This window comes from Nocardia sp. NPDC003183, from assembly GCF_053590715.1.
The window spans coordinates 519,972-539,771 of sequence record NZ_JBSFTG010000004.1 but is presented as its reverse complement, the minus strand read 5'-3'; the positions used below and the strand labels follow the sequence as shown (position 1 = coordinate 539,771).

Annotated in this window: 18 protein-coding genes; 12 read left to right on the top strand and 6 right to left on the bottom strand. The window is 67.0% G+C overall.

Going from position 1 to position 19,800, the window contains the following annotated elements:
• Positions 1–208 precede the first annotated feature (208 nt).
• Positions 209–1,177 carry a glycosyltransferase family 2 protein gene (locus ACWDXS_RS18340; RefSeq protein WP_378989527.1) on the top strand — a complete coding sequence of 323 codons (969 nt, stop codon included), beginning with the start codon at positions 209–211 and terminating at the stop codon, positions 1,175–1,177.
• Positions 1,174–2,697: a DUF2142 domain-containing protein gene (locus ACWDXS_RS18335; protein WP_378989526.1), complete on the top strand. Its 1,524-nt coding sequence runs from the start codon at positions 1,174–1,176 to the stop codon at positions 2,695–2,697. The genes ACWDXS_RS18340 and ACWDXS_RS18335 overlap by 4 nt, the downstream gene beginning before the upstream one ends.
• A gap of 21 nt (positions 2,698–2,718) precedes the next feature.
• On the opposite strand, the gene rfbB is transcribed toward ACWDXS_RS18335, so the two are convergent.
• Positions 2,719–3,720 carry a dTDP-glucose 4,6-dehydratase gene (gene rfbB, locus ACWDXS_RS18330; protein ID WP_449966990.1) on the bottom strand — a complete coding sequence of 334 codons (1,002 nt, stop codon included), beginning with the start codon at positions 3,718–3,720 and terminating at the stop codon, positions 2,719–2,721.
• Between the two features lie 326 nt (positions 3,721–4,046).
• Between rfbB and ACWDXS_RS18325 the strand changes: the two genes are divergently transcribed.
• A complete protein-coding gene (locus tag ACWDXS_RS18325) occupies positions 4,047–4,745 on the top strand; it encodes a hypothetical protein (RefSeq protein ID WP_378989524.1) in 699 nt (232 codons plus the stop codon).
• 118 nt (positions 4,746–4,863) lie between these two features.
• On the opposite strand, the gene ACWDXS_RS18320 is transcribed toward ACWDXS_RS18325, so the two are convergent.
• Positions 4,864–5,910 carry an alpha/beta hydrolase gene (locus tag ACWDXS_RS18320; RefSeq protein WP_378989523.1) on the bottom strand — a complete coding sequence of 349 codons (1,047 nt, stop codon included), beginning with the start codon at positions 5,908–5,910 and terminating at the stop codon, positions 4,864–4,866.
• Positions 5,911–6,155: 245 nt separating this feature from the next.
• Here ACWDXS_RS18320 and rfbA point away from each other — a divergent pair, with 245 nt between their 5' ends.
• The gene (rfbA, locus tag ACWDXS_RS18315; protein ID WP_378638078.1) at positions 6,156–7,028 is read left to right on the top strand and encodes a glucose-1-phosphate thymidylyltransferase RfbA; all 873 of its coding nucleotides are present in this window, start codon (positions 6,156–6,158) and stop codon (positions 7,026–7,028) included.
• A 3-nt stretch (positions 7,029–7,031) separates the two neighbouring features.
• The gene (locus ACWDXS_RS18310) at positions 7,032–7,583 is read left to right on the top strand and encodes a dTDP-4-dehydrorhamnose 3,5-epimerase family protein (RefSeq protein WP_266295138.1); all 552 of its coding nucleotides are present in this window, start codon (positions 7,032–7,034) and stop codon (positions 7,581–7,583) included.
• A gap of 60 nt (positions 7,584–7,643) precedes the next feature.
• Here the strand turns inward: ACWDXS_RS18310 and ACWDXS_RS18305 are convergent, their stop codons facing one another.
• Positions 7,644–9,119 (bottom strand): MFS transporter, encoded by a 1,476-nt coding sequence (locus ACWDXS_RS18305; RefSeq protein WP_449966984.1) that lies wholly within the window; start codon positions 9,117–9,119, stop codon positions 7,644–7,646.
• An 85-nt stretch (positions 9,120–9,204) separates the two neighbouring features.
• Between ACWDXS_RS18305 and ACWDXS_RS18300 the strand changes: the two genes are divergently transcribed.
• Entirely contained in the window at positions 9,205–9,624 is a 420-nt protein-coding gene (locus ACWDXS_RS18300) for a MarR family winged helix-turn-helix transcriptional regulator (protein ID WP_378638073.1), read from the top strand.
• On the opposite strand, the gene ACWDXS_RS18295 is transcribed toward ACWDXS_RS18300, so the two are convergent.
• Together ACWDXS_RS18295 and ACWDXS_RS18290 are read right to left on the bottom strand one after the other, a co-directional pair.
• Entirely contained in the window at positions 9,608–10,453 is an 846-nt protein-coding gene (locus ACWDXS_RS18295; RefSeq protein ID WP_378989519.1) for a helix-turn-helix domain-containing protein, read from the bottom strand. The genes ACWDXS_RS18300 and ACWDXS_RS18295 overlap by 17 nt on opposite strands.
• A 121-nt stretch (positions 10,454–10,574) precedes the next feature.
• Positions 10,575–11,159 carry a DUF4282 domain-containing protein gene (locus ACWDXS_RS18290; RefSeq protein ID WP_378638068.1) on the bottom strand — a complete coding sequence of 195 codons (585 nt, stop codon included), beginning with the start codon at positions 11,157–11,159 and terminating at the stop codon, positions 10,575–10,577.
• A gap of 191 nt (positions 11,160–11,350) precedes the next feature.
• On the opposite strand from ACWDXS_RS18290, the gene ACWDXS_RS18285 reads away from it, so the two are divergent.
• From ACWDXS_RS18285 to ACWDXS_RS18275, 3 genes are all read left to right on the top strand, one after another.
• The gene (locus ACWDXS_RS18285) at positions 11,351–11,854 is read left to right on the top strand and encodes a hypothetical protein (RefSeq protein WP_378989518.1); all 504 of its coding nucleotides are present in this window, start codon (positions 11,351–11,353) and stop codon (positions 11,852–11,854) included.
• Between the two features lie 107 nt (positions 11,855–11,961).
• Positions 11,962–14,121 (top strand): molybdopterin oxidoreductase family protein, encoded by a 2,160-nt coding sequence (locus ACWDXS_RS18280; protein WP_449966978.1) that lies wholly within the window; start codon positions 11,962–11,964, stop codon positions 14,119–14,121.
• Between the two features lie 168 nt (positions 14,122–14,289).
• Positions 14,290–14,916 (top strand): pyridoxamine 5'-phosphate oxidase family protein, encoded by a 627-nt coding sequence (locus ACWDXS_RS18275; RefSeq protein WP_378989514.1) that lies wholly within the window; start codon positions 14,290–14,292, stop codon positions 14,914–14,916.
• On the opposite strand, the gene ACWDXS_RS18270 is transcribed toward ACWDXS_RS18275, so the two are convergent.
• On the bottom strand, positions 14,917–15,414 hold the full coding sequence (locus tag ACWDXS_RS18270; protein ID WP_449966975.1) for a GtrA family protein: 498 nt from the start codon (positions 15,412–15,414) through the stop codon (positions 14,917–14,919).
• 27 nt (positions 15,415–15,441) lie between these two features.
• On the opposite strand from ACWDXS_RS18270, the gene ACWDXS_RS18265 reads away from it, so the two are divergent.
• From ACWDXS_RS18265 to ACWDXS_RS18255, 3 genes are all read left to right on the top strand, one after another.
• Positions 15,442–16,857 (top strand): FAD-binding protein, encoded by a 1,416-nt coding sequence (locus ACWDXS_RS18265; protein WP_449967032.1) that lies wholly within the window; start codon positions 15,442–15,444, stop codon positions 16,855–16,857.
• Positions 16,854–17,633 carry a decaprenylphospho-beta-D-erythro-pentofuranosid-2-ulose 2-reductase gene (locus tag ACWDXS_RS18260; RefSeq protein WP_378989511.1) on the top strand — a complete coding sequence of 260 codons (780 nt, stop codon included), beginning with the start codon at positions 16,854–16,856 and terminating at the stop codon, positions 17,631–17,633. The genes ACWDXS_RS18265 and ACWDXS_RS18260 overlap by 4 nt, the downstream gene beginning before the upstream one ends.
• A gap of 115 nt (positions 17,634–17,748) precedes the next feature.
• Positions 17,749–19,758, top strand: coding sequence for an arabinofuranosyltransferase (locus tag ACWDXS_RS18255; protein ID WP_449966971.1), 2,010 nt, complete (start codon positions 17,749–17,751; stop codon positions 19,756–19,758).
• The last annotated feature ends 42 nt before the right edge of the window (positions 19,759–19,800 follow it).

Below are 19,800 nucleotides of genomic sequence, written 5' to 3'. Positions count from 1 at the left end.
GACCGACGCGGCTGGGACTTGAAACCCAGGCCGCAGGCCGTCTACACGCTCACGAGCAAGCAACGGCGGCTAACCGGCGACCCCTTGGGGCCGCGAACACGCGCGCGCCAGCGCGCCGATAATCCAGCGGACACGCGGGCGCCAGCCCGCCGATAATCCTGTAGCCTCCCGGTGTCCCACTGCTGCCTAACTCCGAGGATTGACCCGGGTGGACTCCACCGAGCTTCGCATTGCCGCCGTGGTCCCCTGCCACAATGAAGAGGCCGCGGTCGCCAAGGTCGTCACCGACCTCAAAGCCGCTGTGCCGGGGATCGTCGTCTACGTCTACGACAACCTGAGCACCGACCGCACCGCCGAATGCGCCCGTGAGGCCGGGGCGATCGTGCGCTTCGAGAACACCAAGGGCAAGGGCAATGTGGTGCGCCGCGCCTTCGCCGATATCGACGCCGACGTCTATCTGATGATCGACGGCGACGACACCTACGAGGCGTCGGCCGCTCCGCTGATGATCAAGACGCTGCTCGAGGGCCCCTACGACCACATCCTCGGTGTGCGCAAGCAGGACGACGCCGACGCCAGCGCCTACCGCAGCGGTCACGAGACCGGCAACAAGGTGCTCAACGGCGTGGTGGGCAAGGTGTTCGGCGAGAACGTCGAAGACATGCTGAGCGGTTTCCGGGTGTTCTCGCGCCGGTTCGTGAAGAGTTTCCCGGCCGTGTCGCGCGAGTTCGAGATCGAGACCGAGCTGACCGTGCATTCGCTGCACCTGCGCGTGCCGCAGACCTCGGTGCCGGTCGGTTTCCGCGACCGCCCCGCGGGCAGCGAATCCAAGCTGCGCACCTACCGCGACGGCACCAAGATCCTCGCGCTGATCCTGGGCCTGGCCCGCCACGAACGCCCCGTCGCGTTCTACGGCCTGTTCGGCACCATCGCCTGGCTGGTCTCGGTGATTCTGACCGTGCCGATCGTGATCGACTTCTACAACACTCACCAGGTGGCGCGGTTCCCGACGCTGTTCCTCGCGTTCACGCTGTTGCTGCTCGGCAGCCTCGCGTGGACCGCGGGCCTGATCCTGGACGGCATCCGCCGCTCCCGCCACGAGACGGCGCGGTTGGTCTACCTGCGTTATTCGGCCGCCGGGGTGAACGAGGACGTCGCGGCCGGAGACCGTCGGTGACCACGTCCATCGAGCCCGAGACGACTGTAGAACCCAGCAAGACCCCCGCACGCAAGGATCGGGCGCTGGCGCCCATCCGGACTGTGACCCAGCGGTTCGGCGCCGCGACCGTCGCGTTCGCGATGATCGCGACCGTCTTCGGCGCCGTGTTCGCCGTGCTCACGCCCGCGTTCTGGGGCCACGACGAGATCACCCAGTTCGGCCGCGCCTACCAGGTCGCCCACGGCGGCGTGTTCCCCCAGCGCATCGTCGACGATCGCGGTGTGGCCTACGGCGGGCAGATCCCGGTGAGCATCGACGCGCTGATGGGCTACGCCTTCACCGACTACAACGACAACCCCGAAGAGCCCGACGCGATGGTGGCCGACCCCGGCGCCTACGACCGGCTCGCCGCGGCCGAGGTCTCCTCGACGACCCGGCAGATGTGGTTCACCAACACCGCCGCCTACTCGCCGGTGCCGTATGTGCCCGCCGCCGTTGGCATTCGGCTGGGCGAGGCGCTCGGCCTCGACGTGGGTGGCATGTATTTGCTCACCCGTTTCGCCGGCCTGGTCGCCTATCTCGCGGTTGTCGGATTCGGGCTCTACGCGCTGCGCGAGCGGCGTAGCCAGTGGCTGGTATTCACCGTGGCGGTGCTGCCGATCGCGCTTTTCCAGGCGGGCACCGTCACCGCGGACACGCTCACCAACGCGCTCGCCATCATGGTGTCGGCGCTGTTGCTGAAAGCGCTGTTCGTCGGCGATCGACTGCACCGGGCGGAAACCGCCGCGCTGCTCGCCGCGACGATCGCGCTGCCGCTGAGCAAACCGACCTATGTGCTGCTGGCGATGCTGGTTGTGGTGGTGCCCGCCGACCGGCTCGGTTTCAGCGGAAAACTGAAATTCGTCCCGTGGGCATTCGCGGTGACGGGCGGGGTGCTTTTCCTCGCCTGGACGAAGATCGCGGCGCCCACCGGCGACGGCATGGGCCTGATGCGCCCGCCCCATCAGTGGGGCCAGGTGCGACCGGGCGATCAGCTGAAGGGAATCCTCAGCGACCCGGTGCAATTCGTGCACACCTTCGGCGAGAGCATCGCGCTGCGCGACCATCGCTGGTTCAACCAGTTCTTCGGCGAACTCGGTTTCGCGTATGTGGACGTGCCCGCGATTTCGATGCTGGCGTGCCTGCTCGCCTTCGCGGTGAGTTTCGGCATCGTCGACCGGATGAGTACCACCACAGCCACTTTCCGTCGCACGCTGATCGTGGCGCTCACGGTGCTCGCGAGTGTGGCGATGATCTACGTGACGCTGTACATGTCGTTCACGCCGGTCGATTTCTATATCATCGACGGTGTGCAGGGCCGGTATTTCGTGCCGCTGGCAATCATGGGACTGGCGGTGCTGGCTCGCGTGGTGGGGCTGCGACTCACGAATTCCGATGGCGTGATTCCGGCCCGCGGGACCGCGATCACCATCGCCTGCGCATCGACTTTCGCGCTTGTCGCTACCGCCGCAACGTATTACACCGTCGTCTGGGGATAATTCCCCAGACGACGGTGGGGATTACAGAGTTTTCTCGCCCGCTGCCGCGTAGGCGCGTTCGGTATCGGCCTTTTTCGGTCGCCACCAGTTCTCGTTGTCGCGGTACCAGGCGACGGTGTCGGCCAGGCCGGCGCGGAAGTCCGCGTAGCGCGGTGACCAGCCCAGCTCCTCGCGCAGCAGACTCGCGTCGATGGCGTAGCGCTGGTCGTGGCCGGGGCGGTCCGTCACGTGATCGAAGTCGGTGGGCTCTCGATCGAACGCCTGCAGAATGAGCTGGACGACCGTGAGGTTGTCGAGTTCACCCTGGGCGCCGATCAGATAGGTCTTGCCGGTCCGGCCACGCTCGAGAATGTCCCAGACCGCGCGGTTGTGGTCGTCGACGTGGATCCAGTCGCGCACCTGATGGCCCGCGCCGTACAGCCGTGGGCGCACACCGTCGATCAGGTTGGTGATCTGGCGCGGGATGAATTTCTCCACGTGCTGGTACGGGCCGTAATTGTTGGAGCAGTTCGACAGGGTCGCGCGGACACCGAAAGACCTGGTCCAGGCGCGTACCAGCATGTCGCTGCCCGCTTTGGTCGCCGAATACGGGCTCGACGGGTTGTAGGCGGTGGATTCGGTGAAGCCCGGCTCGTCGGGGGTGAGATCGCCGTACACCTCGTCGGTGGAGACGTGGTGGTAGCGCACCTCGTGGCGGCGTACCGCCTGCAGCAGCGAGTAGGTGCCGACGATATTGGTCTGCACGAACGGCCACGGCTCGGCCAGGGAGTTGTCGTTGTGGGATTCGGCCGCGAAATGCACGACCGCGTCCACCCCACCGACCAGGTTGTCGACAAGATCGAGATCGGCGATATCGCCGTGCACGAATTCGATCCGATCCGCGACCGGATCCAGCGATGCCCGGTTGCCCGCGTAAGTGAGCGCGTCGAGCACGGTCACTTGGACATCCGGGCGCGTGGCCACGGTCTGCTGGACGAAATTCGCACCGATGAACCCGGCCCCGCCGGTTACGAGCACTCGCACTCGGTCAACGATACGTGCATTCCGTGGACGCTCGTGACGAAAGGTGTCACCGTTATGTGTTGCTGGAACGTCTCTGACCTGTGACCCGGCATATATTTACACAGTGATCTCCGTCACATTACCTGTAGGTAGGTTAAGACTCAAAGTCGGTTTTCCTGAGAAAAAGCCCGGTCAACGCTCAGGTTTCTATCAGCGCACAGGCATCGGAGTATCAATGGTGAACAAAACTTGAACTAACAGTCACAGCAGGTTCACCTCTGGTTAGCTGCGGGAGCTTTTGATCTACGAGTCCCCTCCGCACGCTCCAAACTTGAGGTTCAACAAAAATGCTGATGAGGAAATTCGCCGCCACGTCGGCGCTGCTGATCGCCGCCATGGGCGTCACCGCCGGCACCGTGAACGCCGCGCCGGCCGAAGAAGCCGCCCCGATCAACTACTCCGCCGAGGTCGTCGACGGTTCCAAGTCCGTCATCACCACCGACGCCGGCTCGCTGGTCGTCGAAGACGGCGCCTTCAAGATCAAGGCTGCCAACGGCACCACCGTCGCCGGCACCCCGCTGTCGTTCCGCCTCGATGACTTCGAGCTGCCGATCGCCGCCGAGATCTCGGGCAACAAGGCCGTCCTGACCCCCCAGCTCGACCCGGCCCAGGCCGTCTACAAGCCGGTGGCCCTGCCTTACGAGGACAAGGCTCCCTGGAAGACCGAGTACGAGCGTGAGCAGGCCGCCTGGAGCCGTCTGACCTCCACCATCTCCATGGGCGCCACCATCGGCACCCTGGCCGGCGGCCTCGGCGGCGCGACCATCGGCTGCATCGCGGGTGCCGCGGCCGGCCTGGTCGCCACCGGTGTGCTGCTCGCCCTGTTCGGCGCGGGCCCGATCGCGGGTTGCGTCGTCGGCGCCACCACCATCGGCGCCCTCGGCGTCATCCTGGGCCAGATCTTCGTGACCGCTCCGGTCGCGATCGGCGCTGCGATCCAGTACTTCACCACGATCAACCAGCCCTTCGTCGCTCCGGCCAAGTAATTTCGCCGCAGTACAGAAGGAAAGCGGCCCCTGCCCGGAGAAATCCGGGCGGGGGCCGCTTCTTCGTGTCGGAGGTGGCTCGGTCGGCCGACCGTGGTCAGGACCGCCCGAGCCGTTCTCAGGCCGTACGTGCCCGCTGGGCCGGTTCCACCGCGGTGCGGACGAACTTCGCCACCCGGCCCAGCGCCGAACGGCTCTCCGGCATGCTCGGCAGGATGCTCATGAACGCGTGCACCTGCCCGCGCCACAGCTCCAGGGTGTTGGGTACGCCCGCGGCGGTGAGCCGGTGGGCCATCAGTTCACAGTCGTAGCGCAGGAGCTCGTCCTCGGCGGCGATGAGCAGCACCGGCGGCATCCCGGCCAGCTCGGCGTTGACCGGCGACAGCGCGGGATCGAGCGGACCGGCGTGCTCGGCGCCCAGGTGGACGACCGCCTCGAGGCCCTTCAGCGGAATGTAGGCATCCCGGTTGACATTGACGTAGCCCTCTTTGGCCCGGTAGTCCAGATCGAGCAGCGGGCTGAGGCCCACGAGGGCGGCGGGCAGCGGCAGGCCGATCTCGCGAGAGCGGATCGCGGTCGCGAAGGTCAGGAACCCACCCGCCGAGTCACCGGCGAACACGATGCGCGCCGGATCGGCCCCGTGGCGCAGCAGCCAGCGGTACGCGAGCACACAGTCGTCGATCGAGGTGTCGATCGAATCACCGGGCAGCTGCCGGTACTCGACATTGAGGACGGGCAGTCCGGTGCGCCGGGCCAGTCCGGCCACGACCGCGCGGTGTGTCTGCAATCCGCAGACCGCGAAGCCGCCGCCGTGCATGTACAGCAACGCGCCGTGGCGCAACGCGCGAGATCCGCCCGCGGGCCGCACCATTTCCATCTTGAAGCCCTGGAGCTGGATCTGCTCGCGCTCGATGCCGTGCGGTTCGGGCCGCAGCCGCGACAGCAGGTCGACCGCGACGGCGCCGACCGGAATGGTGGCCCGGTTGATGGGCACGGTGCGCAGCAGCGGTCCGATCAGGCCGAGGCAGGCGCCCATCAGGACTCGCGAGGAGGTACTGGTCCGGCCGGAGTTGACGATGATGCCCGACTCCGGCCTCTCGGCGGTGCTGATCGGGGCCACGGGCGCGAGCCCACCCATCACGCCGGTGATCTTTGTGGCTACCATCGCGCACCTACCTCTACAGCTGGCGCGTCGACCCCTGACCAGGCGTAAACCCCCCGGATCGGATGTCGGCGCTGACATCTAACACAGTGATGTTTCACACATCGACGCTCACATAATCAGATGAACGTCTTGTCTGTCTCAGTTATCGCCCGACACACCCGGTCACGAAACGTTCGTGACCAATTCGTCGACGTGTCGGAACCTCCCCGTCTCCGGGGCGGACGGGACTGGCAGACTTGCCACCTATGCGCGGAATCATCTTGGCGGGCGGCACCGGTTCACGGTTGCACCCGATCACGCGCGGGGTGAGCAAGCAGCTTGTCCCGGTCTACGACAAACCCATGGTCTACTACCCGTTGTCCACCCTCATGCTGGCAGGGATCGACGACATTCTGGTGATCACCACGCCGGAGGACGCCGACGCGTTTTCCCGGCTGCTGGGCGACGGCAGCCAGTTCGGCGTCGCGATCAGCTACGTGGTGCAGCCCGAACCCGACGGTCTCGCGAGCGCCTTCGTCCTCGGGGCCGATCACATCGGCAACGAACCGGCGGCGCTGGTCCTCGGCGACAACATCTTCCACGGGCCCGGCCTCGGCGCCAGCCTGGAACGCTTCCACGACATCGACGGCGGCGCGGTGTTCGCCTACTGGGTGAAGGACCCGACCGCCTACGGCGTGGTGGAGTTCGACCAGGGCCGCGCGGTCTCCATCGAGGAGAAGCCGAAGGTCCCGCGCTCGAACTACGCCATCCCCGGCCTCTACTTCTACGACAACGACGTGGTCGAGATCGCCCGCGAGCTGAAGCCGTCGGCGCGCGGCGAGTACGAGATCACCGATATCAACCGCGCCTACCTCGAGCAGAACCGGCTCAGTGTCGACGTGCTCGCCCGCGGCACCGCCTGGCTCGACACCGGCACCTTCGATTCCCTGCTCGACGCGGCCAATTACGTGCGCACGATCGAGGAGCGGCAGGGCCTCAAGATCGGTGTGCCCGAGGAAGTGGCCTGGCGCCGCGGCCTCATCTCCGACGAGCAGCTGTGCAAGCTCGCCGAACCGATGGTGCGCTCGGGCTACGGCCGCTACCTGCTGGATCTGATCGACCGCGGAAAAGACTGGTAGCGCATGGAATTTCGTGAACTGGCGATCCCCGGCGCCTGGGTGGTGACCCCGCGTCTGCTCGGCGACGACCGCGGCATGTTCTGCGAGTCGTTCAAGGCCTCGGAGTTCGAGAAGGCCACCGGGCGCCCGTTCGAGCTGCACCAGGTGAACACCTCGGTTTCGGCCGCCGGGGTGCTGCGCGGCATCCACTACACCGACGATCCGCCCGGTCAGGCCAAGTATGTGACCTGTGTGCGCGGTGCGTTCCTGGATGTGGTGGTCGACCTGCGGCCGGGCTCACCGACCTACGGCCGCTGGGACAGCGTGCTGCTCGATGACGTCTCGCGGCGCTCGGTGTTCCTGTCCGAGGGTCTCGGCCACGCCATCCTCTCGCTGGAGAACCGGTCGACGGTGACCTACCTCTGTTCGCTCGAGTACTCCCCCGAGTTCGACAGGGACCTGGACGCTTTCGATCCGCGCCTCGGCATCGAATGGCCGACCGAGGGCCGCGACGGCCGCCCGCTGACCTATGTTCGCTCGGCGAAAGACGAAGCAGCGCCGAAGTTTTCCGCCTGATTCACGTGAAACGTCGAACGGCACCACCTGCGCGAGGTGGTGCCGTTCAGCGTTTTCCGATCAAGCCACCGGTTCGAGAACCTTCGCCTCGACCGGTGCGACCTCCGCCGGCTTGCGGAACCGGGGCAGGAAGACCGTGAGCGCGAGCAGCGCGCCGACGATGGTGACGCCCGCCGCGAACTCCAGGCCCGGCCGGTAGGCGTCGAGCATCTGCTGCGGAGTAGCGCTCGTACCGTGCCCGCCGGAGGTGACGATGGCGGTGGTCACCGCGAGCACGACGGCCGCGCCGACCTGCATCGAGGTCTGCAGTACGCCTGCGGCGAGACCCTGCTCGTCGTCGTCGATACCGCTGGTGGCCTGCACATTGATGGCGGGGAAACCGACCCAGCCGATGCCGATCAGCAGAATCGCGGGCAGCAGCACGGTGAAGTAGCCGGGTGCCGTGTCGATCCGCAGGAACAGCAGGTAGCCGATCGCCATGACGCTCATGGTGACCGCGATGACCGGTCCGGTACCGAAACGGTCGATCAGCTTCTCGGAGAAGAACGCCGACCCGACGACCAGGATGCCGACCGGCAGCAGGGCCATCGCCAGCTTCAGCGCCGACCACTCCAGGGTGTCCTGCATGTACAGGGTCACGATGAACTGCCAGGAGAAGTAGGAACCGGCGACCGCGATGATGGCCAGGCTGGCTCGCACGAGCGAGGCCTTGCGCAGGATGCCGAGGCGGACCAGCGGGTGCCTCACCCGCTGTTCGGTGACGACGAACGCGGCGAACAGGGCGATCACGGCGAGGAACGAACCGATGGTGCGAGCCGAGGCCCAACCGACTTCCGGCGCGGTGACCACGGTGTAGACCAGCAGCAACATGCCCGCGGTGGACAGCAGCGCGCCGAGTAGATCGTGTCCGCCTTCTTCGGCCTTACCGTCCTTGGGCACCAGCACGAAGGCGGCGGCCAGGGCGGCGAGCGCGATCGGGACGGGCAGCAGGAAGGTCCAGCGCCAGCCGACGCCGGTCATCAGGCCACCGAACAGCAGGCCCATGGAGTAGCCGCCCGCGCCGAAGACGGTGTAGATCGACAGCGCCTTGTTGCGCGCTTTTCCTTCGGCGAACGTGGTGGTGATGATCGACAGACCGGTCGGCGCGGTGAACGCGGCGGCCAGGCCCTTGATGAAGCGGGTGGCGATCAGCAGCGCGGGGTCGCTCACCAGGCCACCGACGAGCGAGGCGACCGCGAACACCGCGAGGGCGATGAGGAAGACCTTGCGGCGGCCGAGCAGGTCGGCGGTGCGTCCGCCCAGCAGCAGCAGGCCGCCGTAGCCGAGGATGTAGCCGCTGACGAGCCACTGCAGGGTGGAGGTGGACAGATCGAGTTCGGCGCCGATGGACGGCAGCGCGACGCCGATCATCGAGACGTCGAGCCCGTCGAGGAAAAGGACGATGCACAGAGTGATCAGCATTCCCCAGAGGCGAAGGGGCCACCTGGTGGGATCGGTCGCCTGATCTGCGGCCGAGAGCGTTGCTGGCGAAGTCATGCGGAGGACATTACATGCGTGTGCATTAATTGCCAACACATAAAATGCCGTTGCATGAACATGCGCCTACCACTAAGATGGGGCCATGAACCCGGCCGTAACGTCAGCTCGGCGCACCGAAGCGCCCACCGAGCTGGTCGGTCAGTGGCGCGAACTACTCGGCAGGCACGCCGCCGTGAGTTGCGCCCTGGAGAAGGCGCTCCAAAGGGACCACGAGATCGGCCTCAGCGAATTCGAAACGCTGGACCGACTGGTCGACGCGGCGTGTCAGAAGTACCGCATGACAGAACTGGCCCAGGACATCTACCTGAGCCAGAGTGCGCTCTCGCGCGCGGTGGCCAGGCTGGAACGCGACGGCCTGGTCGAACGGAGCATGTGCGATCTCGACCGTCGCGCCATCTTCGTCCAGCTCACCGACAAGGGCAGGGCGGTCTACGACCGAGCCCTGCCCACCCACCGTTCGGTGCTCGCCGGTTCGTGGGACAGCCCTACAACGTGCCCGTAGCCGCCGCGGTGATACCGGTGAAAGCACGCCGGTAGCGATCACATTCGGCAGGCTTGTCCAGGTAGGTGCTGCCCGCGAAGGTCTCCACGTAGACCACCGGCGGCTCCGGTCGATCCACCGAGTCGTCGACCCCGAAATCCAGGATCACGAACCGGCCCGATTCGAGACCCGCGTGGTAGCCGGAATCGCCGGGAACCACCTGGATCCGCACCGTTTCGCGCTCGGCCAGCTCCCGCAATCGCGCGAGCTGGCCCGCGCGGACGCGGTCGTCACCGATCACACGGGTGAGCACCGACTCGGCCAGCACCACGTCCAGTCGCAACGGAGCATCCGCCCTGGTCACCAGAGCTTGCCTGGCCGCCGACACCCGCAGCCTGCGCTCGAGCTCCGCCTCGGTCAGCCCGGGGATCGTCTGCTCCAGCAGCGCTTTCGTGTAGTCCTCGGTCTGCAACAGGACGGGGACGAGGCCGTCCTCGTAGAGCGCGAGCCCCGACGCGGCTTCCTCGAGGCCGATGTAGACCTCGAATCCCTCCGCGATCACGTCGCCGTAGCTCGTCCACCAACCCCGTGCTTTGGTTTCGCGAGCCAACGCGGCCAGCGGTTCGACCAGATCGGCCGGCGCGCCGTACACCTTGCACATGGCCTCGACGTCGAGGCTGCGCAACGACGTCTGCCCCGTTTCGATCCGCCAGATCTTCGCTTCCGACCACTCCAGTTGCGCCGCCGCGGTTCTGGTTGTCATCCGCGCACGATTGCGCAGGTCACGTAAGTGCCTGCCCAACTGCCTGCGCGGCATCGTGGAACCGGTGACGCCCTGTGGTGAAGCCATACTTCCCCCCTGTATCCGAACTCCGGTCTCCGGACAGAACTTACGGAGACCGACCTACGCAGCCGACATATCCGGATCTGCGTACGGATTGTTTCACAATGAATCGGACACCGCGCAAGACCTATTTTTTCTTGCGGAACCGCCAGAACTGCACCGCACGAACGTCTTCGGAGAGCTGACTCACCGGCTCGGCGACATCGGACAGCGCCTGGAACAGGCCGTCGGCCAGATCACTGATGTGTTCGACGCGGCCGGCCAACCGGGCGGCGTTGTCGGCGAACTCGAGCATCAGGCGGACCGAGGCCGCGATGGTGAGCCCCAACGGGATCGACACCAGCGCGGCGAGCACCCCCAGCACCGCGGAGGCTTTCCACATCAGCACGGTGAAGGCGATCGGCAGGCCGATGCCGAAGGACGCGACGCCGAGCACGTAGGCCAGCGGTAGCAAAGTCCTGGTCGCGGGCCTGCGGAACTGCACATCCAGCAGCGAACGGGCGGCCTCGGCGGCCCACTGTTTGGCCGAACCGGTACTGCGGAACGGCTCTTCGAACCCCGCGTCGCGCGCCAGATCGGCTTCGTAGGAGACTTCACCGGCACGATCGGGCCGCTTGCCACCGGCCTCTTTCCAAGAGAGCCAACGGGATTCGGCGTCGAATTCCTCGACATCCTCGTCGTTCGACTCGGGAGTGCCAGGCGCTTCGGTCATGCTTCGAATCCTGCCCGCTTTCGACCCCGACGCCAACCTGTCGGCACCGTACCTGCGATAGCGAAGGTTACCGGACTGAGACGAAGCAGACACTCTCGAATATTTTTCGGTAACGGCGTAACGAGTCGGCCACCTCCCGCCGATACGCCCATGAACGCAGGAACAGAGCTCTTCGGGGAATGGAGAACACAGTGCGCACGACGTTTCCGACCACCACTACGGCCGCCGACAAAGGTGCCGCCGCGCAGGAGTACACCGCGCGTGGATGGACGGTCGCTGAAACCACCAACGGTCTGTGCTTGATCACCGACGACGAGGTCTCGGCCATCGAGATCACCGGTGAGATCGCGGGCGACGTTCGCCGCTTCCTGCGCGCCAACAACCTGTCCGGCCCCGTGATCGAGATCCCGGGCCAGGAGCGTCGCGAGATCCACCTGGTCACCGGTGTCCGCAAGGCCGCCATGGCGATCGAGGCCATGCGTGAGGCAGGCGTCATCGTGCACACCGACGGCGCCAGCATCCCGCTGCCGCCCACCCAGCTCGCCGCGGGCAGCGCCTCCTGGGGCGTCGCCCCCACCGAGGCTCGCTGGATCCCGCCGGTCGTCGCCCTCGGTGCGGCCGTTCGCTCGGCAATGGCCCGCAGGCAGACCGGCAAGCAGGTCGGCAAGCGCGCGGCGCTGACCCTGGCCAGCTGACCTGAACCAGCCCGAACCCGCGATGCGCGACGCCTCCCCGACGTCGCAGCTCGCGGGTTTTCGGCGTTTCCGGCCATCGCCCGCCCCAGTGGGCGTAAGCATGGGGTATGGCTCCACGTTCGCTCCTGCGTACCTGTCCGCTGTGTGAGGCCGTCTGCGGTCTCACGGTCACCCTCGACGACGCCGACCAGGTGCTGTCGGTACGCGGCGACCGCGACGACCCGTTCAGCAAGGGCTTCCTGTGCCCGAAAGGCGCCAGCTTCGGCAAGCTCGACGGCGATCCCGACCTCGTCACCACCCCGCTGATCCGCGACGGTGACGGGTTCCGCGCGGCAAGCTGGGACGAGGCGTTCGACCTGATCGCGGCCGCGTTCGCCGAGATCCCCCGTGGCGCGTCCGCGGTGTACCTGGGCAACCCCAACGCGCACACCGTCGCGGGCGCGCTCTATCTGCCCGTCCTGATCCGGGCGCTGAGCACCCGTCACATCTACACCGCGAGCTCGGCCGATCAGATGCCCAAGCAGGTCGCGGCCGGACTCATGTTCGGCGACCCGCTGACGGTGCCGGTCCCCGACCTCGATCGCACCGACTTCCTGCTGATGCTGGGCGCCAATCCGCTCGAATCCAATGGGTCGCTGTGCACCGCGCCCGACTTCCCCGGGCGGTTGAAGGCGTTGCGGGCGCGCGGGGGCAAGCTGGTGGTGGTCGATCCGCGCGAGACCAGAACCGCGGCACTCGCCGACCAGCACCTGTTCATCCGGCCGGGTTCGGACGCGTATCTGCTGTTCGGGGTCGTGCACACGCTGTTCGACGAGGGCCTGACCGACGTGCGCGTCGACGTGGCCGGACTCGACGAACTACGCACGGCCGCCCTCGATTTCCCACCGGAAGCGGTGGCCGAGCGCACCGGCATCCCCGCCGGCACCATCCGCGCGCTGGCCCGCGAACTCGCGGCCGCGCCCACGTCGGCCGTCTACGCGCGGATCGGCACGTGCACCGCCGAGTTCGGCACGCTCACCCAGTGGCTGGTCGACGCCGTCAACACCCTCACCGGCAACCTGGACTCCCCCGGCGGCGCCATGTTCGCCGATGCCGCGGCGGGCGGGGTGCAGCGCAGCAAGCCGTTCCGCCTCGGCCGCTGGACCAGCCGGGTCCGCGAGCTGCCGGAGGCCATGGGCGAACTGCCCGTCGCCACCCTCGCCGACGAGATCGAAACACCGGGTGAGGGGCAGATCAAGGCGCTGGTGACGGTGGCGGGCAACCCCGTGCTGTCCGCGCCGAGCGGTGCGCGACTCGACCGTGGCCTGGCCGGGCTCGAGTTCATGGTCAGTGTGGATCGCTACGTCAACGAGACGACGAGACACGCGAACGTGATCCTGCCGCCACCGCGTTCGGTGCAGTCACCGCACTTCGATTTCGCGCTGCTGCAGTTCGCGGTGCGCAATTACGCCCGCTACTCGCCGCCGTTGGTCGCGCTGGGCGAGCGGCCCTCGGAATCGGCCGTGGTGGCCCGGCTCGCCGCCGCGGTGAGTGGTCAGCCGCATGCCGGGACGGGCGCGGCCAGTCCGATCGCGATGGTCGACGAGCTCGTGATCGCCGGCACCCTGCACAAGGCCGGCATGAGCGAACGCCGCGACGAGCTGACCGGCACGGACACCACCGAACAGCGCCTCGATCTGATGCTCAAGCTCGGCCCGTACGGCGCGTGGAACGGCGGCGACCTGAGCCTGAAAACCCTCCTGGACAACCCGCACGGCATCGACCTCGGCCCACTGCGCCCACGACTGCCCGGTGTCCTGCGCACCGCGTCGAAGCTGGTCGAGCTGGCACCGCCGCAACTGCTCGCGGACGTGGAGCGACTGCGCGCCGGGCTGGCGAGCACCGCGCCCGCGATGGTGCTGATCGGACGACGTCAGCTGCGCTCCAACAACAGCTGGATGCACAACATCGCGGGTCTGGTCGGTGGCTCCAACCGCTGCACTCTCCATGTCCACCCCGACGACGCGACCCGCCTCGGCCTCGGCGAACAGGCCGAGATCACCTCGGCGGCGGGCTCGTTGACGGTGCAGGTCGAGCTCACGCCGACGATCATGCGCGGCGTGGTGAGCCTGCCGCACGGCTGGGGTCACGGCGCGAGCAGCACCCAGTCGGTCGCGCTGGCGCACGCGGGCGTGAACGCCAATGTGCTGACCGATGATTCGGTGGTCGACGTGGTGTCCGGAACCGCCGTGTTCAACGGGGTACCGGTGACGGTAGGTCCGGCCTGATCAGTCCGGGTCCGGAAACCGTTGCGCAAACTCGGCTTTCATATCCTTCGCAACAATGGACACGCCCCACCGGCAGTGAGAGTCCCCTAGACTGGGTGAGATTGCGGTCACAGCGGGGGTTTCGTCTAGAAGCCCGCATCAACCGGTACGGCTAGCAGAGGGGGCCCGATGCCCGAAAAATTCGTCGGTAGCGACGGAGAACACGAGCTACAGGACACGTTGGGCACCTCGGACAGAGCCGAGCGCTTCTACGACGACCAGGTGATCGACTATCTGAATCCCACGATGGTCGATTTCGTCGCCCGCATGGACATGGCCTTCATCGCCACCTCCGATTCACACGGCGAATGTGACTCCAGCTTCCGGGCGGGGACCCCCGGATTCCTGCACGTGATCGACGATCGCACGATTGCGTACCCCGAATATCGAGGTAACGGGGTGATGGCCAGCCTGGGCAATATCCTCGAGAACCCGCACGTGGGAATCCTGATGATCGACTTCGTTCGCGACCTCATCGGCCTGCACATCAACGGAAAAGCCCGCATGGTCGCCGACAGCGAGCTGCGCGAGGACGTCACCGATCTGCCGCCCGCCGAGCGAGGAAAGACCTCGCAGGTGTGGGTGGTGGTCGATGTCGAAGAGGCCTACATCCACTGCCGCAAGCACATCCCGCAGATGGTGCCGGTCTCGCGGGACCAGCGCGAATGGGGCACCGACAACGTGCGCGCCAAAGGCGGCGACTACTTCGGCGTCAAGGCGGGCAAGCAGGCACCGGCCATCGCCGAGGCCAGCTAGCTACTCGATCTTGAAGATCACCACGCGCTGCACGACGAAGTTGATGACGGTTGCGGTGCCCTGCGCGATCACGAACGCGAGGGGCTGGCGCCACCACTCGTCGGGCAGCGCGAAGTACAGCGCCGCGTTGATCCCCACCTGCACCGCGAACGTCACCGCGTAGAGCGCCACCACCGCGAAGAACCTGGCCCTGCTCGGCTCTGCCTTGAACGTCCAGCGCCGGTTGATCAGGTACGCCGTGGTGGTGCCTGCGACGAAACTGATCGCCTTCGCCAGGCTCACCGGCAACCCGAGCAGATTCAGCAGCAGGCTGTAGATGCCGTAGTCGACGATCGCCGACAAACCACCCGTCAGCGTGAACCGCACGATCTGCGTCTTGAGGTCGACTTCGGTCCCGCCGGGCTCGTCGACCAGGGGAATTTCGGCGGGCAGCGGCAGATGCGGTTGGGCTTGCACGTGAGGAAGACTACGAGACCGGTCGCTCCTCGCGCCATGCATGTAGCCTCTTAGCCGATGTCTGAGAACATTTCGACCACCAACGATGAGGCGTTCGCGCTCCCTACGCGCACCCGCAAGCTCACCGGTTGGGGTCGCACCGCACCCACCTCCGCCGAAGTGCTCTCGACCAGCGATCCGGAACTGATCGCCAAGGCCGTGAGCATGGTGGCGCAGGACAACGACTCGAAGCCGGCGCATCTGCGACGCGGCGTGATCGCGCGTGGCCTCGGCCGCTCCTACGGCGACAACTCGCAAAACGCGGGCGGCCTCGTGATCGACATGCCCGCGCTGAACAAGATCCACAGCATCGACGCGGCCACCCGCCTCGTCGACGTGGACGGCGGCGTCGACCTCGACCAGCTGATGAAGGCAGCGCTGCCGTTCGGCCTATGGGTTCCGGTCCTACCCGGTACCCGCCAGGTCACCGTCGGCGGCGCAATCGGCTCCGATATCCACGGCAAGAACCACCACAGCGCCGGTAGCTTCGGCAACCACGTGCGTTCGATGGATCTGCTCACCGCCGACGGTGTCGTCCGCACGATCACGGCCGCGTCCGATCCGGAGCTGTTCTGGGCGACCATCGGCGGCTGCGGCCTGACCGGCATCATCCTGCGGGCCACCGTCGAGATGACCCCCACCGAGACGGCGTACTTCATCGCCGACGGCGACGTGACCAGCACCCTCGACGAGACCATCGCCTTCCACAGCGACGGCTCCGAGGACAAGTACGAATACAGCTCGGCCTGGTTCGACGCCATCAGCCCGCTGCCCAACCTGGGACGCGCGGCCATCTCACGCGGCAACCTGGCCAAGGTCGACCAGCTGCCGAAGAAGCTGCAGAAAGACCCGCTGCGCTTCAACGGCAAGACCTTCTTCACGCTGCCCGATGTGTTCCCCAACGGGCTGGCCAACAAGTACACCTTCGGGCCGATCGGTGAGATCTGGTACCGCAAATCGGGCACCTACCGGGGCAAGGCGCAGAGCCTGACCGCCTTCTATCACCCGCTCGACATGATGGGCGAATGGAACCGCGGCTACGGCTCCAACGGCTTCCTGCAGTACCAGTTCGTGGTTCCGCCGGAGTCGGTCGAAGAGTTCAAGCGCATCATCATCGACATCCAGAGCTCGGGTTTCTACTCGTTCCTCAATGTGTTCAAGCTGTTCGGCGAGGGCAACCAGGCGCCGCTGAGCTTCCCGATGGCCGGCTGGAACATCTGCGTCGACTTCCCGATCTCGCGCGGGCTCAACGAGTTCGTCACCGAGCTCGACCGGCGCGTGCTCGAGTTCGGCGGGCGGCTCTACACCGCGAAGGATTCGCGCACCTCGGCCGAGACCTTCCACAAGATGTACCCGCGGATCGACAAGTGGATCAAGGTCCGCCGCAGCGTCGACCCGAATGGCGTGTTCATGTCCGATATGGCCAGGAGGCTGGAGCTCCAGTGATCAACGCAGTTGGCAACCCGCAGACCATCCTGCTCTTCGGCGGCACCTCCGAGATCGGTCTCGCGATCGTGGCCGAGTACCTGGCCAAGAGCCCGGCCCGGGTCATCCTGGCGAACCTGCCCGGCGACCCGCTGCTCGAGAACGCCGTCACCCAGGTGAAGGCCGCGGGCGCGACCCAGGTCGACGTCGTCGACTTCGACGCGCTCGACACCGAGTCGCACCCCAAGGTCGTCGACTCCGCGTTCGCCGCGGGCGACGTCGACGTCGCGATCGTGGCGTTCGGTGTGCTCGGCGATGCCGAGGAGCTGTGGCAGAACCAGCGCAAGGCGGTCATGACCGTCGGCATCAACTACACCGCCGGTGTGTCGGTGGGAGTGCTGGTGGGCGACAAGTTCAAGGCCCAGGGCCACGGCCGGATCATCGTGATGTCCTCGGTGGCCGGTGAGCGCGTCCGCCGCTCCAACTTCGTCTACGGCTCCACCAAGGCCGGCCTCGACGGTTTCTACCTCGGCCTCGGCGAGGCGCTGCGTCCCTTCGGGCCGCGCGTCACCGTGATCCGGCCGATGCAGGTGCGCACCTCGGCGACAAAGGCCCACTGGGAAGCCACCGGCGCCAAGGAAGCTCCGCTCACCGTCGACCCGGAAGACGTCGCCAAGCTCGCCGTCACCGCGTCGGAGAAGGGCACCGAGATCGTCTGGGCGCCGGGCGAGGCCCGCTTCCTGATGTCGGCCCTGCGCCACGTGCCGCGCCCGATCTTCCGCAAGCTCCCGATCTGATCGACTGCGTTCAGGACTGCCGCATCATCCCCGGATGGTGCGGCAGTTCTGCTTTTCGGCTCCACTAGGCTGGCCCGGACCGTTGAGCACAGTGGAGCCGGAGGATTGCGCGCCGATGACGACCAATGACGAGGTGCGGGCGGGGCGCAAGATCTGGACCGGGGTCGGCGAGGGGGCTGCCGCCGCGGGTGTAGCGCTGGTGGTCGCCGTGGTGGGGCTGTTCGCGTTCTCGGCGGTGCAGTGGCCCGCGTTCAACTCCTCCAATGTGACTCGCGCGCTGACCACGGTGGGACAGGTCGTCGCGGTCGCGCTGCTGGTGGTCTCGGTGCTGCTGATCCGGCTGCGCAAGTGGCCGGTGGTGGCGAAACTGCTGTCCTGGGTGGGCATCTCGAGCTTTGTCACGGTCACGCTGGGGATGCCGCTGGCCGCGACGAAGCTGTACCTGTTCGGTGTCTCGGTGGATCAGGAATTCCGGACCGAATACCTGACCCGGCTCACCGACAGTGCCGCGCTGCGCGATATGACGTATGTGGATCTGCCGCCGTTCTATCCGGCCGGGTGGTTCTGGATCGGCGGGCGCGTGGGCAACGTGCTCGGGATGGACGGCTGGGAAGTGTTCAAGCCGTACGCGATCGGGCTGCTCGCCATCGCCGCCGCGGTGGCGCTGGTGTTGTGGATGCAGTTGGTGCGGGCCGACATGGCGGTGGGCGCGGCCGCCGCGGTCACGGCGATGACGTTGGCGTACGCCTCGCCCGAGGCTTATGGCGCGGTGCTCGTGGTGTTCGTTCCGCCGGTGCTGGTGCTGGCGTGGGGTGCGCTGCATCGGCGGTCCGGTGGGTGGGGCGCGGTGCTCGGTACGGGGCTGTTCCTCGGGGTGGCGGCGTGTTTCTACACGTTGTACCTGGCGATCGCGGCGTTCACCGTGGTGATCATGGCGGTGGTGGCGGCCGGGTTGGCAGTCTACGCACAGCGGGCAGCTGGGCGGCGGGCAAGCCGTCTGGGCGGCGCGCGAGCGGGCGCGGCTGCTGACGCCGGTACCCCCGGCGTTTCCTCCGCCACGGGCGGAACTATCCCGCTCAGCGCTCCGCCCGCCTGGCGCGCCGCGATCGCGCCGATGACCAGGCTGGCGGCAATCGGCGGCATCGCCATCGTGCTCGCCCTGGTCGTGTGGACGCCGTATCTGCTGAAGATGGCGTCCGGTGCGAAACTTCCCTCCGGCAGCGCTTTCCACTATCTGCCGGAGTCCGGCGCACAGCTGGCGTTCCCGATGCTGGAGTTCTCCCTGCGGGGAGCCCTGTGCATGATCGGCGTGCTGTGGCTCGTAGTTCGCGCCGGATCATCGAGGCGCGCACAGGCACTGGGCCTCGGCGTCGTATCGATCTACCTGTGGACCCTGCTCTCGATGATGGCGACCGCGGCAGGCACGACCCTGCTGTCCTTCCGGCTGGAGCCGGTCCTGCTCGCGTTGCTCGCCGCCGCGGGCGTTTTCGGCTTCGTCGAAGGCGCGACCGCCCTCTACCAGGCGGTGAACGAGCCCGCCCCGATGCGCACCGCGGCTGCCGCGATCGCCGTCCTCGGCGCCATCGCCTTCGCCCAGACGATCCCCACCGTGCTGACCCACGAGATCGACACCGCTTACACCGACACCGACGGCAACGGCGAACGAGCCGACCAGCGCAAACCCTCCGCCGTCTCGCACTACCGCGAGATCGATGCGGCCATCCTGGCGCAAACCGGCCGTCCCCGAGACGAATCCGTCGTCCTCACCGCGGACACCACCTTCCTGGCCTTCTACCCCTACTGGGGCTTCCAGGCCCTCACCTCCCACTACGCGAACCCCCTGTCGGACTTCAAGGCGCGCGCCGCCACCATCGCCGACTGGAGCAAGCTCCCCGACTCCCCGGCCCTCGTCGAAGCCCTCGCGAAGTCCCCGTGGCGCGCCCCCGACGCCTTCCTCTTCCGCAACGACGGCGACAACTACACCCTGCGCCTGGCCGAAGACGTCTACCCCAACGACCCGAACGTCAAGCGCTACACAGTCTCTTTCCCCAAGTCTCTCTTCACCGACCCCGCCTTCACCGCCACCGAAATCGGCCCCTTCACCCTGATCACCGTGCGCCGCTGATACTCGACGACCACTGTGGCGAGGCCATGTCCTCGACCGGTG